The sequence below is a fragment of the Xanthomonas sp. NCPPB 1754 genome, assembly GCF_041475725.2.
Lineage (GTDB): Bacteria > Pseudomonadota > Gammaproteobacteria > Xanthomonadales > Xanthomonadaceae > Xanthomonas > Xanthomonas euvesicatoria.
The window spans coordinates 2798373-2812096 of sequence record NZ_CM192982.1; the positions used below are offsets into that span (position 1 = coordinate 2798373).

Below are 13724 nucleotides of genomic sequence, written 5' to 3' on the forward strand. Positions count from 1 at the left end.
TCCCCCCGCCCTGAGTAGCGGTCGGGTTTAGAGTCCGGGGTTGATGATATCGGTGTTTGCCAGATGTTGGGCATAAGCGGACGGCGTCATGCCGCCAATTGCTTTCTTCGGTCGGTCCTCGTTGTATTCGCGTCGCCAGCGTTCGATCTCGGTGCGCGCGTGCAGCAACGTCGGGAACCAGTGCTCGTTGAGGCATTCGTCGCGTAGTCGGCCGTTGAACGATTCAACATAGGCGTTTTGATTTGGCTTGCCGGGTTGGATTAGCCGTAGTTGCACACCACGGGCATGTGCCCAGACGACCATCGCTTTGCCGCAAAACTCCTTGCCGTTGTCGGTGCGGATCACCTTCGGTAAACCGCGACTGTGTGCCAACCGATCCAGCACGCGCGCAACGCCGTGCCCGGAGATCGCGCGTTCCACCTCGATGGCGACCGCTTCGTGCGTTGCGTCGTCCACGATCACCAGACACTTGATCACTCGGCCGTCGGCGGAGCGGTCGAACACGAAGTCCATCGACCACACCTGGTTGGCCTGCGCTGGCCGCAGCAGCGGCTGACGCTCGCCAACCGGCACCTTCTTGCGCTTGCGGCGCCGCACTTGTAGCTGCTGCTCGCGATACAACCGCTCCACGCGCTTGTAGTTCACCAGGCGTCCTTCCTGTCGCAGCTTGAGATAGATCATCCCCACGCCGTAGCGGCGATGGCGATGCGCCAACGCAAGAATGCGCTCGCGCAGTTCGCCATTGCGGTCTTGGCGTGGGCAATAGCGCAGCGCGCTGGCGCTCATGCCGATCGCCGCCAAGGCGCGACGCTCGCTGGCACCACGCCCGATCCACTCGCGCACCAGCGCACGACGCGCCGGTGCGCTCACCACTTTTTTCGCAACGCATCCTTGATCAGGTCGTTCTCGAACAACTGCTCGGCCAGCAACTTCTTTAGCCGCGCGTTCTCGGCCTCAAGATCCTTGAGCCGCTTGGCGTCGGGCACGCTCATTCCGCCGAACTTGCTGCGCCACAGGTAATACGAGGCCTCGCTGAAGCCATGCCGCCGGCACAGATCCTTGATCGCCACACCGGCATCAGCTTCGCGCAGGAAGCCGATGATCTGTTCTTCAGAAAAACGCTTCTTCACGTCCAATCTCCTTGGGGTAGGGAATTGGACTCCAAACTGAGGTGCTACTCAAAATTGGGGGGACGTCGCCGGATGCCAAGGCGCCGTGTCCGCTGGATCGGGTGAACCGGCAGTTCAAGGCCGACAAGCCGAACCAGTTGTGGGTCAGTGACTTCACCTACGTCTCGACCTGGCAGGGCATGGTCTACGTGGCCTTCGTCGTGGACGTGTACGCGCGGTTCATCGTGGGTTGGCGGGTCAGCCGTTCCATGCGAACGGATTTTGTGCTCGACGCGCTGGAGCAGGCGCTGTACGCGCGCAAGCCCGAGCGCGATGGCGCCTTGATCCATCACTCGGACCGCGGCTCGCAATACGTCAGCATCCGCTACAGCGAGCGGCTGGCCGAAGCGGGCATCGAGCCCTCGGTAGGCAGCAAGGGGGACAGCTATGACAACGCCCTGGCCGAGACCATCAACGGCTTGTATAAGACCGAACTGATCCACCGCCGGGCGCCCTGGAAGAGCAAGGAAGCCGTTGAACTCGCCACGCTCGAATGGGTCTCGTGGTTCAACCATCACCGGTTGATGGAGTCCCTCGGCTACATCCCGCCGGCCGAAGCCGAGGCTAACTACCATTGGCAACTCGCAGGTCAGGCCATGTCGGTCTGACTCACACCAACTGGCCTCCACGAAAGCCGGGGCGATTCAGGACCGGCTCTGGACATGGGTTGGATTGCATCATGGCCGTGGCAAGTCGCGGCAGCATCTCGCGCAAGCGGAATCGACGATTAAAACGATAGGCCGCTTCTCCCAGGTAGCGCCTTGCGTATTTGCCTTGCGCGATAGCGTGATACACGCCGCTGATGGCGCGTTTGAGATTGCCCAGCACCACGTTGAGCCAACGTGCACCGGCCGTTTCGGTCGCGGCACGACCACCGCCAGTGTCCAGCGTGGTGTGCGCGTGGCCGGCGTCTTCCAGCCGGCGGAAGCAGGCCAGCCCATCGGTGTAGACCTCGCATTCGGGCGCCAGGCGACGGGCAATCCAGTCCTGCAGCGAGGTGTTGTCGAAGCTGCGCACCGGCTCAATCACCACAAAGCGCGGCGCGGTGAAGGTGGCATCGGTCTGCACCGCAATCAGGAACGCTTGTTTGTTCTCTGATCCGCGTCCGGCCTTGCCACCGTTACGCTCGCCGCCGAGATAGGCATCGTCGATCTGCACGAAACCCGCCAATTTCCGCGTGGCTTCACGCTCGGCCATGACCTGCATGATCTTGTGCTTCATCCGCCAGGCCGTCTTGTAGTTAACCCCCAGATGACGCATCAGCTCCAGTGCGGCCATGTTGGTTTTGGTCGAGGTCAACAGGTGCAAGGCCAGCATCCAGGTGCGCAGCGGCAGTTTGGTGCCTTCGAACATCGTGCCTGCCATCAGACTGGTCTGATGCCGGCACGCGCTGCATTGGTAGTAGATCGCAGCACGCCGCTTGAAACGCGAGCGCACGCGCCCGGCACAAACAGGGCAACGAAAGCCCTGCGGCCAACGCCACGTGTAGAGCGCGCGATAGCACTTGGCCTCGGTGCCGTAGAACGCGAAGAACTCAGGCATCGACAATCCAGCCTGGAACTGCACCGCATTGATGCTCATCACGTCACCTCGTTGGCTTCAGAGTGACAGCAGCATCCACCCAGCGCGGCGCAGATCCTGCGACTGGCGGCTGAAGGTCAGGGCTAATCAGGAACCCTTTTTTGTTAAACGCGTCACCGTCCTGCAGAATCAAATATTCGCTCTCAGACGGGTTTTTTCTCTTAAGTGTGCGTCTACTGATACCGCAAAGCTAAAATATTTCAGTCCGTCTACGTTCTTCATACAAGGACCTTTTTTATTAGCGGAAGCATGCAAGGGCGCCAGGAAAATAATAATTTATTTGAGGCGTTGTTGAGTGCTTATGGGCCATTTAAATAAAGTCAAGAAAATTTTTTGAATTATACAGCCAAGCAAATCAGGGGGTAGTTTAATCAATAGGAGTGAATCTTGATGAAAACAAGTAGTGCAAGCAAGTCTCATTATACTGGCCAATTTCCCCAGGGGGATTCGCAGCCAAAAACTCCAATTCCAGTGGGACGCAATAGCGAAATTCCAAAGGATGCGGCATTAAGCGCCCAACTAAAGGGGCTCCGCCCTCTTGGTCGTAAGCCATCTAAAATGCCAACTTCTAGCAGTGATCTTCAGGCGGTCAATAAGATGATTGCCGAGAATCGCTCGAACGACGTTGGAAAAGGTCAGTTTCTTCTCTCTACCCAAAGCCTAGGTTCTGCAGAACGTGTAGATTCGCAAAACTACCATTCACGGAATGAATCGGGGAAAGCGCCTCTCTTTTTTAGCGAATTTGCTACTGAGAAGCCATCTTTACAATCAGTGAAAAGCCTCTCGCAGGGAAAGCAGGACTATTATGCAGTTAGACATGTGGGAAAGCGTGGTCGAGATTTATTCACCGATGAACCAATCGAGGGCGAAAATAGCAAACTCGGCAGACTAAAAACCAGCCCGCTGTTAAGTACTCAGAGTCAGGGAACACGTGCTATTCGAGCTTTCGCGGCTACAGCGACAATCGATAAATCTCGTGGAGAATACGTCGCACGTCTGCATCGCCATGTAGTTGAGGCTTTAGGCGATGAAGGTGGTGTGGTTCATTTGCTAAGGCCGACGCGTGATCACTATGCCGAAGATAGTACATTGAACTTCTTTACCTTCTGCGAACAAACAGAGCTGGCCAGTTCACTGAACTCCTTAGAAGCTATTTCAGCTAAGAAGGAGGACAGAAAGCCTATTGTATTTACAGATCATAAGTCCCTCGTGGGTCTTTCAAGAACCTCGCGTACAGAAGCGAGTCCGATTGGCCGTTTGGTACAGCAGCCTTATTTCGTTACATCCGACCTGAAACGTGGCGATAAAGTTGTCATTACCGATGACCACATTCAGGCAGGAGGATCCATGCTGGCAATGGAAGCAGCAGCCAAGGAGGCAGGTGTGGACGTGCTTGCTCTTGCAACGCTGAGCGCCCATCCATTTTCACCGCAACTTACCATGTCCTCCGAGGTCAGCGCTTTTTTAGACGAAACCCTAGCAGCTTGGGATCCTCAAGGAAAGGTTACTGAACGCCTTGCCGCAATCGGAATGCCGCGTGAGAAGTTAACCAACAGCGAAGCGATGATTTTAATCGCCTACGCAATAGATCCGGCCAGCGATTCGGCAATCTTAAGATTCGAGTCAATTCAAAATAACTTGTTCAAAAGAGCCCATCTTCACAATGTAGGGATAGACCCGGACGCGCCAGATACGCTTGAGCAAATGCAAAAACTAAGTTCCATGCAAGAGATGGCAGGGACGGATTCTGCGCGTCACTTCGTAGATGATGCGAAAGTTCTCGAAGGTGAGCATGATTCGCTTATTCCTATCTTGAAAATGAAACCTGCTTCACCTGATGAAATCGTGAAAGAGCTCGACCAAGTTAGTTTGGCGAGCCGTTCCTCAATCCAAGCGTCTGAGGTAAAACAGGTCGTCGTATTGGATTGGGACGACTGTCTGCGTGACGAAAAAGGATTGAATTATAAGCTTATGCATAACGCGTTGGCTATCACAGCAAGGGAACATGCGTCGACATTGCCTGAACTCGGAGATGCCGTAGCGGTCCTGCACAGCAAGTTGAACGATGCAGAACCGGTCGACGAGGAAGCGCCATTGCTGATGAAAAATCAAAAAGACTTTTCATCTTATTTGATGGGTAGGCAAAGCCTATATAAGCGCCACATAATTGAAGATTTTGTTCGGAAAATGCTCCCAGGAATTTCTGAGCATAAAGCAGCGTCGATAAATAATGCCGTATACTCTAACTTTGTCCGCGAATATAAAATGCTAGTAAAGCCGGAAGTTTCGAAAAAAAATTATAGTCGAGATGTTCCGTTCCCGGATATTGAGCTTTCCCTACTTCCTGGCGCAAAAGAAATTCTGGAGAAATCACGCAATGCGAATTCTCGCGTCATATTGATCAGTAATCGCGGCCATGGCGATTTGGAAAACGAGATCAATCATCTTGGCATGATGCACTACTTTGACGTGGTGTCCGGCGCGGAAGAAGTCACCCTTGAAAAGTCGCATTTGCCCCCTTCTCAAATGCCTGAAGATTTGCAGAAGCGACTTATCAATTCATTGAATGGCAGTGACGAAGAAGCACTACGGGCTACTCTTTCAGAGGCAGCAATTTACGCCCATCCGGATTCCACGACCATTGAACGGATCGACAAAAAACCAGATTCAACGAGATTGGCAGAGAGCCTTGAGCGGCTCTCGGTTCAACCTAATGTGCCGATAACCTCTTACGGCGATCAACCCTCCGATATCAAGCAATTAAAGAGTGTTGCGGAGCCAAAGAGCCGTGTACTCAAGGGGGTGATCGTCAACGCGCAGCGTGATGACGTGGGCAGGGAAATTGATGTCGACGGGGTGCCAACCCGTGTTGTATCTAAAATCACGGAACTTTAGTTGGGCAGAGGCTCGAAACAATCGTGATGCCCCTAGCAATTGAATGGTGAAGACGTTTCTCTAGCAAGCCATATGGCAAATAGCGCATCCCCCCATCTCCGATGCCGGGGATGGGGGGATTACCATCCACTGCCTTCATGAGGGTCGGCAGTGCGTCGTGAGAAATCCTTAGCTGACAGGGAGTTAGCTCACTTTTGGCTGTGTTTTACACGAATCCCTGCCGACCCTCCTGACGCTCGCGGCGGTCTTCATAGTCGTCGCGTGCGATCTGCAGGGCGATTCGCAGCAACATGTCCTGCATAGATTCAAGCACGACCTTTGCAACACCTTTCGCCTCGGCCGCCACTTCGGAGAAATCGATAACACCGGGAACGGCAAGGCGCGCACCCTTCGCTCGGATAGACGCTACCAGGCGCTCGGCTTCGAGCAACGGCAAGCGGCTGATCCGATCGATCTTTTCTGCAATGACCACTTCGCCCGATTGCAGATCCTCGATCATGCGCAGCAACTCAGGGCGATCGGCCCGCGCACCAGAAGCCTTCTCACGATAGACGCCGGCGACGTAGAAGCCGGCGGCCTTGGCCTCTTGGACGATCGCGGCTTGTCGCGTGAGATCCTGGCCATCAGTGCTGACGCGCTGGTAGATCCGAGCAACCTTGAAGGGTGCTGCAGGAGCACGTGCCATCAAATGCTACTCGCCAGATCGGCTGGGGTAGGGGTTCGGGGAGCAATGGAACAGGGAAGTCAGTTAAGCCTTCACCAGTGCCGGTCTGTACCTTCCATGCGGGCGTGGCTCTCTGAGAAACAGTGGCGGTCATCCGCACCGCAGGCGATGTCGGTTAGCAAATCGTTCACGGCTTCATCCAGCTCTTCATCCGTGTCATAGGGCACCTTCAGTTCATATTCCCCGTTCGGCCGCCGCGTGGCATCGTATTGGGCAAGATCAAAAAACTCGACATGCTCGATCGAGCGCTTCTTTCCGCGCACGAACTTGCTATTGTTCTCGATGCGCAAGGTCAGCAGGATGGTGGCGACCTTCGGCTGGTCAGCGTTTCCGCTCTCGACCACGGAGACGTTTATCGGCGACTGCGCCGATTGTTTGTACGGGCCGATCTCTACGCCGCGATGCCGCAGGTAGCTGTACAGCGTGCTCTTGGACAAGTGCAGTTTCTGCGCAATGGCAGCGACCGACAGCTTGCGCTCGCGGTATAGGGTCTCGGCCGCCAGCGCTGTCGCTTCGGCCTGCGGCGACAGGCCCTTGGGTCGCCCACCGACCCTGCCACGCGCCCGCGCGGCCGTCAGCCCGGCCTGGGTGCGCTCGCGAATTAGCTCGCGCTCGAACTCGGCCAGCGTGGCGAACAGGTTGAACACGAACCGCCCTTGGGCGCTGGTGGTGTCGATGGGGTCATTCAGGCTGAGCAGCCCGACCTTGCGTTCCATCAGGCTACCCACCAACTCAACCAGGTGCTTGAGTGAGCGTCCCATGCGGTCGAGTTTCCAGATCACCAGCACGTCGCCGCCACGCAACTGGCCCAGCAGTTCATCGAGCGCTGGGCGCGCGGTCTTCGCGCCGCTCGCAACGTCCTGATAAATGCGCTCGCAGCCGGCCGCCTTGAGGGAGTCCACCTGCAAGGCTGGGTTCTGTTCGCGCGTGGATACGCGCGCATAGCCGATTTTCATCGTAATATTTTGCTTTACTCGTTAATTTTTAATAATATCAAACTTTGATTGTACAAACCACTATTACAGACTGCTTGTTGGCTTACGGACACCTCGCGCCGATCGCCCCATCAGAGTTCATAAAAACGATCGTTTTATTGAACCGTTGCAAAAAAAAACCGCTTAAAGAGTGTATAAACACCGATGTGCATAAACTCTGATTGGAGAGAGCTTCATGAATACCGTGCGCTGGAACATCGCCGTATCGCCGGACGTGGATCAGTCCGTCCGCATGTTCATCGCCGCGCAAGGCGGCGGTCGCAAGGGCGACCTGTCACGCTTCATCGAGGATGCGGTGCGCGCCTACCTCTTCGAGCGGGCTGTGGAACAAGCCAAAGCCGCTACGGTGGGTATGGGTGAGACAGAACTGAACGACCTCATTGATGAGGCGGTGCAATGGGCGCGTGAGCATTAATGCGGGTCGTCCTCGACACCAACGTATTGCTGGCCGCGCTGATCTCGTCGCACAGCCCACCCGACATCATCTATCGCGGTTGGCTTGCAGCACGCTTTGAACTGGTGACAGGGACGGCGCAGCTTGATGAACTGCGCCGCGTGAGCCGTTACCCGAAGATCAAGGCAATCCTGCCCGCGCATCGCGTCGGCACGATGATCAACAACATGCAGCGCGCCGTTGTGCTGCATGTATTGCCGCCTCTGCCTGATCGCATCGAGGTCAATGATCCGAACGATGCGTTCCTGCTGGCGATGGCACTGGCCAGCGAGGCCGATTACCTTGTGACTGGCGACCGCCGCGCTGGGCTGCTGCAACGCGGTAGCATTGGCCGCACGCGCATCGTCACGCCAGTCACCTTCTGCGCCGAGGCGCTTTGACGCCATGCCGGTCAGCTTCCTGTCCACCACACAACGGGAACGCTACGGCCGCTATCCAGACACGCTTTCCAGCGAAGAGCTGGCGCGCTATTTCCACCTGGACGACGATGACCGCGAGTGGATCGCCACCAAGCGACGCGACAGCAGTCGCCTCGGTTATGCGCTGCAACTGACCACGGCGCGGTTTCTCGGCACCTTTCTGGAAGACCCTACCGCCGTGCCAAGCCCGGTGCTGCATACGCTGTCGTCGCAACTTGGCATCGCCGACCCTTCCGATTGCGTCATTGACTACCGGACAACTCGGCAGCGCTGGCAGCACACGAGCGAGATTCGCACCCGGCTACCGCGAGTTCACGGGTACCGGCGTCCAGTTCCGCCTTGGCCGCTGGTTGTGCGCGTTGTGCTGGACGGGCACTGACCGCCCGAGTGCGCTGTTCGACTACGCCAACGGCTGGCTGGTCGGCCACAAGGTGCTGCTACCCGGCGTCACCTTGCTGGAGCGCTTTATCGCCGAGATACGCTCACGCATGGAGTCGCGTCTGTGGCGACTACTGGTGCACGGCGTGACACCCGAGCAGCGACAACGCCTCGATGACTTGCTCAAGCTTGTCGAAGGCAGCCGGCAGTCTTGGCTGGATCGATTGCGCAAGGGGCCGGTACGCGTCAGCGCTCCGGCGCTCGTTGCGGCCTTGCTGCGAATCGAAACCGTGCGTGGCTTGGGCATTAAGCTGCCAGGCACCCATGTGCCGCCGAGCCGCATCGCAGCGCTGGCCCGCTTCGCCAGTACTGCCAAGGTATCCGCCGTGGCTCGATTGCCGGAGGTGCGACGCATCGCCACGCTAGTGGCCTTCGTCCACTGCCTGGAAGCCAGCGCGCAAGACGATGCCATCGATGTGCTCGACCTGCTGCTGCGCGAGCTGTTCACCAAGGCTGAGAAAGAAGATCGTAAGGTCAGGCAGCGCTCCCTCAAGGATCTGGATCGGGCCGCCTCGACGCTGGCCGAGGCATGCCGGATGCTGCTCGATCCGGCCCTGCCGGACGGCGAACTGCGCGAGCGCGTCTATGCCGCCATCGGCCACGATGAACTGGCCCAGGCGCTCAATGAAGTGCGCGGTCTGGTGCGCCCGCCCAACGATGTGTTCTACACCGAACTGGAAGCCCGCAAGGCCACCGTCTCGCGCTTCCTGCCGGCGTTGCTGCGCGTCATCCGCTTTGACGCCAATCCGGCCGCGCAACCTTTGGCGCAGGCGTTGCAATGGCTGCATGAGAAGCCCGACCATGATCCGCCCACGGCCATCGTCGGCAAGGCGTGGCAACGCCATGTCGTTCAGGATGATGGCCGCATCAATGCCACAGCCTATTCGTTCTGCGCGCTCGACAAGCTGCGCAGTGCGATTCGCCGCCGCGACGTGTTCATCAGCCCGAGTTGGCGCTACGCCGATCCACGCGCCGGGCTGCTGGCCGGAGCTGAATGGGAGGCCTCGCGGCCTATCGTCTGCCGCTCGCTGAGCCTGTCGGCGCAGCCCGAGGCCACGTTGTCCGAGCTGACGCGCGAGCTGGACGAAACCTACCGCCGCGTCGCCGCGCGCCTGCCCCAGAACGACGCAGTGCGCTTCGAGAACGTTGGCGACAAGACGGAACTGGTGCTCAGTCCGCTTGAAGCATTGGAGGAGCCGCCTTCATTGATCGCGCTGCGCAACGAAATCAAGGCGCGCATGCCGCGCGTCGATCTTCCGGAAATCCTGCTGGAAGTCGCCGGTCGTACTGGCTGCATGGAAGCGTTCACGCACCTGACTGAACGCACCGCGCGCGCGGCCGACCTGACCACCAGCCTGTGCGCGGTGCTGATGGCCGAAGCCTGCAACACCGGCCCGGAACCACTGGTGCGGCCAGACACTCCGGCGCTCAAGCGCGACCGGCTGATGTGGGTCGATCAGAACTATGTGCGTGACGACACGCTGACAGCCTGCAATGCCGTGCTGGTGGCCGCGCAAAGTCGTATCGCACTGGCGCGAACCTGGGGAGGTGGCGATGTGGCTTCGGCCGACGGCATGCGATTCGTGGTGCCGGTGCGCACGATCCACGCTGGACCGAACCCAAAGTATTTCAATCGCGGGCGCGGCGTCACTTGGTACAACTTGCTTTCCGATCAGCGCACCGGACTGAACGCGATCACTGTGCCTGGCACGCTGCGCGACAGTTTGATTTTGCTAGCGGTTGTGCTGGAGCAGCAAACGGAGTTGCAGCCGACCCAGATCATGACCGACACCGGCGCGTACAGCGATTTGGTGTTCGGTTTGTTCCGCCTCTCCAACTATCGATTCTGCCCGCGCCTGGCCGATGTTGGCGGTACCCGTTTCTGGCGCGTCGATCCCGACGCCGACTATGGCGACCTCAATGCGCTGGCCCGGCAGCGTGTGAATCTCGACCGTATCACCCCGCATTGGGATGATGTGCTGCGTCTGGTCGGCTCGCTCAAGCTCGGTCTGGTTCCGGCGATGGGCATCATGCGCACCTTACAGGTCGATGAACGGCCCACCAGCCTGGCGCAAGCCATCGCCGAAATCGGCCGTATCGACAAGACCATCCACACGTTGAATTTCATCGACGACGAAGCCCGCCGTCGCGCCACGCTGCTGCAACTGAATCTCGGTGAAGGCCGCCACAGCCTGGCGCGCGAGGTTTTCCACGGCAAGCGCGGCGAGCTGTTCCAGCGCTACCGCGAAGGGCAGGAAGACCAGTTGAGCGCGCTCGGCCTGGTCGTGAACATGATCGTGCTTTGGAACACGCTGTACATGGATGCGGTGCTGACGCAGTTGCGCAGCGAAGGCTACCCCGTGAAGCCAGAAGACGAGGCACGGCTGTCGCCGTTCGGCCACGAGCACATCAACATGCTCGGACGCTATTCGTTCTCGGTGCCGGAAGCTGTCGCGCGCGGCGAGCTGAGACCGTTGACCAAACCGAATGATCCTTAAAAACCTTGGAAATTCACCATGCAACAAATGACGCAACAACCGTTGAACGATGCCCAGCTTGATCGGCTGGGCGACTTTCTCGAAGGAGTCGGCGCACCTGCAATGAATCTCGAAATGCTCGATGGGTTCTTTGCCGCACTCATTTGTGGTCCAGAAACGGTTTTGCCCAGCGAATACTTGCCACAAGTATTCGGGGAAGACCATTGCTTCGACAGCAATGACCAAGCCGCCGAAATTCTTGGCTTGGTCATGCGGCACTGGAACACGATTGCATCAGAATTGTTCCGCACTCTGGAGAAAGACGATGTCTACCTTCCCGTGCTACTCGAAGATGCGGATGGGGCCGTACACGGTAACGACTGGGCACGTGGTTTCATGCGCGGCATTCAATTACGGCCCAATAGTTGGCAAGAGTTGATCGGCAGCGAAGAATTTGGCGGGCCCATGCTGCCAATCATGATCTTGACCCATGAACATGATCCTGATCCCGCCATGCGCCCGCCAGAGATTGCGCCGGACAAACGCGATGAGTTGCTTCAGTCCCTGATTGCCGGACTGACGCACATCTATCGCTACTTTGCCTCACATCGCCAATTGGCAACCCAAGGGTCTTTACGCAGACAAGGTCCTAAGATTGGGAGAAATGATCAGTGCCCATGTGGCAGTGGGCGGAAGTACAAGCATTGCTGTGCTACCAGCGCTCCGACATTTCATTGATACCGGCTTAACTGACTTCCCTGTTCCATTGCTCCCCGAACCCCTTCTACAAAAAAATGATGCCCCCCCCAAATCGCAAACAGCAACAAATTTTCGCATATTTGATGCAGCTGAGTTGCGCGACCTGAGAGCCTTTACGTCCACATGGGAATAGTCATGAAACATAAAATTTTACTAGGCTTTAGTGTCGCAGCAATCGGTTTGCTCTTATCTTCGGCCGCATTTGCAGACATCGGTACAATTAGTTTTTATGGAAATAACGCTCGTCGTCCCGCAGACCTTGTCCAGGGTTGCAATGTACCGGAAGATCAAGTCAACGGGCGAAACTACCAGGTAGTGACGGTTTCGGATGGTCTGTGGGATAACGGTGCTTCTTGTGGGAGGCGCTATCGCATGCGCTGCATTTCTACGCCAGTTAAGCATTCCTGCACTGCCAGTACAATTGACGTAATCGTTGTTGGCCGTTGCCCCAATGGCAGGTGTACGGTTGGCGGGAGGGATGTAACTATGAAAATTGCATTCAACCGATATTCGTTGTTGGTCCAAGCAAGAACAGCGCCCTGGGCAAATATTGAATTTATTCAAATATAAATAAAAATCACTCAAAATCTATTTTTAAAAAATGGGCCGTCGATGTTATGTGCGACTGCGATCGGTAATCCCCCCGCCCATTAGCAGACGCCAGAAGTGGAATTTTCTCGTACCCTTTCCCGAGGAGGTTCCATGAAGAAGTCCCGCTTTACCGACAGCCAGATCATCGCCGTGCTCAAGCAGGCCCAGGCCGGTGCGCCCGTGCCGGAGCTGTGCCGCGAGCACGGCATCAGCTCGGCCACGTTCTACAAGTGGCGTAGCAAGTTCGGCGGCATGGACGTGTCCATGGTCGCACGCATGAAGGAGTTGGAGGAGGAGAACCGCCGGCTCAAGAAGATGTACGCCGAGGCGCAGCTCAGTACCGACCTGCTGAAGGAAGCGCTCGCAAAAAAATGGTGAGGCCATCTCAGCGACGCGAGATGGCCCAATCGGCAGTCACGAGCGGGCGCACGAACATCCGCCACGCCTGCCAGACCTTCGCGGTGAGCCAGACCTGCTTCCGCTACCAGGCCAAGGCCAGCGAGCAGAACGCCCGGATCGCCGACTGGCTGGTCCGCCTGACGACCGCCCATCGCGACTGGGGCTTTGGCCTGTGCTACCTGTACCTGCGCAACGTGAAGGGCTTTGGCTGGAATCACAAGCGGGTCTACCGGATCTACCGCGAGCTGGAGTTGAACCTGCGGATCAAGCCGAAGAAGCGGCTGGTGCGTGAGCGGCCCGAGCCTCTGGCGGTGCCGGAGGCCATCAACCAGGTCTGGTCGATGGACTTCATGCACGACCAGTTGGCCGACGGCCGCAGCTTCCGGCTGTTCAATGTGCTCGACGACTTCAATCGCGAGGGGCTGGGGATCGAGGTGGATCTGTCGCTGCCGTCAGCCCGGGTGATCCGATCGCTGGAGCAGATCATCGAGTGGCGCGGCAAGCCCGCCGTGATCCGCTGCGACAACGGCCCTGAATACATCAGTGGCGCGTTGCTGTCCTGGGCACAGCGGCTTGGCATCCGGGTCGAGCACATCCAGCCGGGCAAGCCACAGCAGAACGCCTACGTTGAACGCTACAACCGCACCATCCGCTACGCCTGGCTCGCCCGCACCCTGTTCGACACCATCGACCAGGTGCAGGACAAAGCCACCCGCTGGCTATGGACGTACAACCACGAGCGCCCGAATATGGCGCTCGGCGGCATCACGCCTGCCATGAAGTTGGCGATGGCCGCTTAGCTCCACTTCTGGCGACCGCTAGA

The 13724-nt window shown here is 57.7% G+C and carries 9 protein-coding genes and 3 pseudogenes; 8 read left to right on the plus strand and 4 right to left on the minus strand.

Annotation, left to right across the window (positions count from 1 at the left end):
• Window positions 1-27: 27 nt before the first annotated feature.
• Window positions 28-1130 (minus strand): IS3 family transposase gene (locus tag ACCQ15_RS12370; RefSeq protein WP_372166127.1). Its coding sequence is split into 2 segments (ribosomal slippage): window positions 28-872 and window positions 872-1130, totalling 1104 coding nucleotides; the frame shifts between segments, so codons are not numbered across the junction.
• 62 nt (window positions 1131-1192) lie between these two features.
• On the opposite strand from ACCQ15_RS12370, the pseudogene ACCQ15_RS12375 reads away from it, so the two are divergent.
• Window positions 1193-1777 (plus strand): annotated as a pseudogene (locus ACCQ15_RS12375) (IS3 family transposase); the annotation flags it as partial.
• A gap of 1 nt (window position 1778) precedes the next feature.
• Here ACCQ15_RS12375 and ACCQ15_RS12380 read toward each other — a convergent pair.
• Window positions 1779-2750: an IS1595-like element IS1595 family transposase gene (locus tag ACCQ15_RS12380; protein WP_005918049.1), complete on the minus strand. Its 972-nt coding sequence runs from the start codon at window positions 2748-2750 to the stop codon at window positions 1779-1781.
• A 390-nt stretch (window positions 2751-3140) separates the two neighbouring features.
• On the opposite strand from ACCQ15_RS12380, the gene xopC reads away from it, so the two are divergent.
• On the plus strand, window positions 3141-5645 hold the full coding sequence (xopC, locus tag ACCQ15_RS12385; protein WP_372381601.1) for a type III secretion system effector protein XopC: 2505 nt from the start codon (window positions 3141-3143) through the stop codon (window positions 5643-5645).
• 214 nt (window positions 5646-5859) lie between these two features.
• Here the strand turns inward: xopC and ACCQ15_RS12390 are convergent.
• Together ACCQ15_RS12390 and ACCQ15_RS12395 are read right to left on the minus strand one after the other, a co-directional pair.
• A pseudogene (locus ACCQ15_RS12390) lies at window positions 5860-6330 on the minus strand (recombinase family protein); the annotation flags it as partial.
• A gap of 71 nt (window positions 6331-6401) precedes the next feature.
• Window positions 6402-7325 (minus strand): recombinase family protein, encoded by a 924-nt coding sequence (locus ACCQ15_RS12395; RefSeq protein ID WP_003491216.1) that lies wholly within the window; start codon window positions 7323-7325, stop codon window positions 6402-6404.
• A gap of 214 nt (window positions 7326-7539) precedes the next feature.
• Here ACCQ15_RS12395 and ACCQ15_RS12400 point away from each other — a divergent pair, with 214 nt between their 5' ends.
• From ACCQ15_RS12400 to ACCQ15_RS12425, 6 genes and pseudogenes are all read left to right on the plus strand, one after another.
• Window positions 7540-7779, plus strand: coding sequence for a ribbon-helix-helix domain-containing protein (locus ACCQ15_RS12400; protein ID WP_003491212.1), 240 nt, complete (start codon window positions 7540-7542; stop codon window positions 7777-7779).
• Window positions 7779-8198 carry a putative toxin-antitoxin system toxin component, PIN family gene (locus ACCQ15_RS12405; protein ID WP_003491210.1) on the plus strand — a complete coding sequence of 140 codons (420 nt, stop codon included), beginning with the start codon at window positions 7779-7781 and terminating at the stop codon, window positions 8196-8198. The genes ACCQ15_RS12400 and ACCQ15_RS12405 overlap by 1 nt, the downstream gene beginning before the upstream one ends.
• A gap of 4 nt (window positions 8199-8202) precedes the next feature.
• Window positions 8203-11173, plus strand: a pseudogene (locus ACCQ15_RS12410) (Tn3-like element ISXc4 family transposase).
• Between the two features lie 18 nt (window positions 11174-11191).
• Entirely contained in the window at window positions 11192-11890 is a 699-nt protein-coding gene (locus tag ACCQ15_RS12415; RefSeq protein WP_015462628.1) for a YecA/YgfB family protein, read from the plus strand.
• Between the two features lie 156 nt (window positions 11891-12046).
• Window positions 12047-12481 (plus strand): RlpA-like double-psi beta-barrel domain-containing protein, encoded by a 435-nt coding sequence (locus ACCQ15_RS12420; RefSeq protein WP_372381602.1) that lies wholly within the window; start codon window positions 12047-12049, stop codon window positions 12479-12481.
• Window positions 12482-12613: 132 nt separating this feature from the next.
• Window positions 12614-13701 (plus strand): IS3-like element ISXac2 family transposase gene (locus tag ACCQ15_RS12425; protein WP_089504397.1). Its coding sequence is split into 2 segments (ribosomal slippage): window positions 12614-12866 and window positions 12866-13701, totalling 1089 coding nucleotides; the frame shifts between segments, so codons are not numbered across the junction.
• The last annotated feature ends 23 nt before the right edge of the window (window positions 13702-13724 follow it).

Coding starts and splice junctions, on each gene's coding strand:
- ACCQ15_RS12380 (WP_005918049.1), bottom strand. CDS start 2,750: ATGAGCATCAATGCGGTGCAGTTCCAGGCTGGATTGTCGATGCCTGAG.
- xopC (WP_372381601.1), top strand. CDS start 3,141: ATGAAAACAAGTAGTGCAAGCAAGTCTCATTATACTGGCCAATTTCCC.
- ACCQ15_RS12395 (WP_003491216.1), bottom strand. CDS start 7,325: ATGAAAATCGGCTATGCGCGCGTATCCACGCGCGAACAGAACCCAGCC.
- ACCQ15_RS12400 (WP_003491212.1), top strand. CDS start 7,540: ATGAATACCGTGCGCTGGAACATCGCCGTATCGCCGGACGTGGATCAG.
- ACCQ15_RS12405 (WP_003491210.1), top strand. CDS start 7,779: ATGCGGGTCGTCCTCGACACCAACGTATTGCTGGCCGCGCTGATCTCG.
- ACCQ15_RS12415 (WP_015462628.1), top strand. CDS start 11,192: ATGCAACAAATGACGCAACAACCGTTGAACGATGCCCAGCTTGATCGG.
- ACCQ15_RS12420 (WP_372381602.1), top strand. CDS start 12,047: ATGAAACATAAAATTTTACTAGGCTTTAGTGTCGCAGCAATCGGTTTG.